This is a genomic window from Azospirillum sp. UFLA03-27 (assembly GCF_059803775.1).
In genome coordinates, this window is the sequence record NZ_JAUQTX010000510.1 from 1 (window position 1) to 1,107 (window position 1,107).

Annotated in this window: 1 protein-coding gene; it reads right to left on the reverse strand. The window is 70.3% G+C overall.

The genetic code is table 11. From position 1 onward, the window contains the following. Window positions 1-157: 157 nt before the first annotated feature. Window positions 158-1,084, reverse strand: coding sequence for a dihydrodipicolinate synthase family protein (locus Q4I23_RS32775; protein WP_498529014.1), 927 nt, complete (start codon window positions 1,082-1,084; stop codon window positions 158-160). Window positions 1,085-1,107 lie beyond the last annotated feature (23 nt).

Here is a 1,107-nt window from a genome sequence, read left to right on the forward strand (position 1 = left end):
GCGTATAATCGTCGGCAGCGTCAGATGTGTATAAGAGACAGGATCGACGGCGCGGAAGGCGCCGTCGGAGCCGCGGTGGCTCTCGGCGCCGATCAGCATCTCGCCGGTGATGGTCGTCATCAGGGGTCTCCCGGTTTGGCGAGGGGTGGCGCCGCCCTCAGCGCGCCCAGCGCAGGACCAGCGGGTCGAGGCGGCGGGCGGCGTCGAGCAGGCCGGCACGGCTGGCCGGAGGCGGGTCCGCCAGCGGGTGGCGCACGGCGTCGCAGGCGATGATGCCGCCCTCCTTCATCAGGATCTTGGCGGTGGCGAGCCCGCACTGGCGGTTCTCGTGGTTGATCAGCGGCAGCCAGCGCCCATAGGCGGCCACCGCCGCCTCGCGGTCGCCGGCCAGGAAGGGGTCGATGATCTGGCGGATGCCGTCGGGATAGCCGCCACCCGTCATGGCGCCGGTGGCCCCGGCGTCGAGATCGGCCAGCAGGGTGATGGCCTCCTCGCCGTCCCACGGCCCTTCGATGGCGTCGCCGCCCAGCTCGATCAGTCGGCGCAGCTTGGCGGCGGCCTGCGGCACCTCGACCTTGAAGTAGGCGACGTTGGCGATCTCCTGCGCCATGCGGGCCAGCAGCTCCGCGGACAGCGGGGTGCCGCTGACCGGGGCGTCCTGGATCATGATCGGGATGTCGATGGCGTCGGACACCCGCTGGAAGAACGCGGCGATGCCCGCCTCGGGCACGCGGATGGTGGCGCCATGGTAGGGCGGCATGACCATCACCATGGCCGCCCCCAGCTCCTGGGCGCGGCGGCTGCGCGCGGCGCAGGCGGCGGTGCTGAAATGGGTGGTGGTGACGATGACCGGCACCCGCCCGGCGACGTGGCCGAGGATGGTCTCCATCAGCAGTTCGCGCTCGGCGTCGGTCAGCACGAACTGCTCGGAGAAGTTGGCGAGGATGCACAGGCCGTCGGAGCCGGCGTCGATCATGAAATCGACGCAGCGCGTCTGCCCGGCGAGATCGAGGTCCCCCGTCTCGGTGAAGATGGTGGGGACGACGGGGAACACTCCCCGGTAGGGGCTGTCTCTTATACACATCTCCGAGCCCACGAGACTATAAC

Excerpts from the sequence above, each read along its gene's own strand:
- Q4I23_RS32775 (WP_498529014.1), bottom strand. The coding sequence starts at position 1,084 with ATGTGTATAAGAGACAGCCCCTACCGGGGAGTGTTCCCCGTCGTCCCC.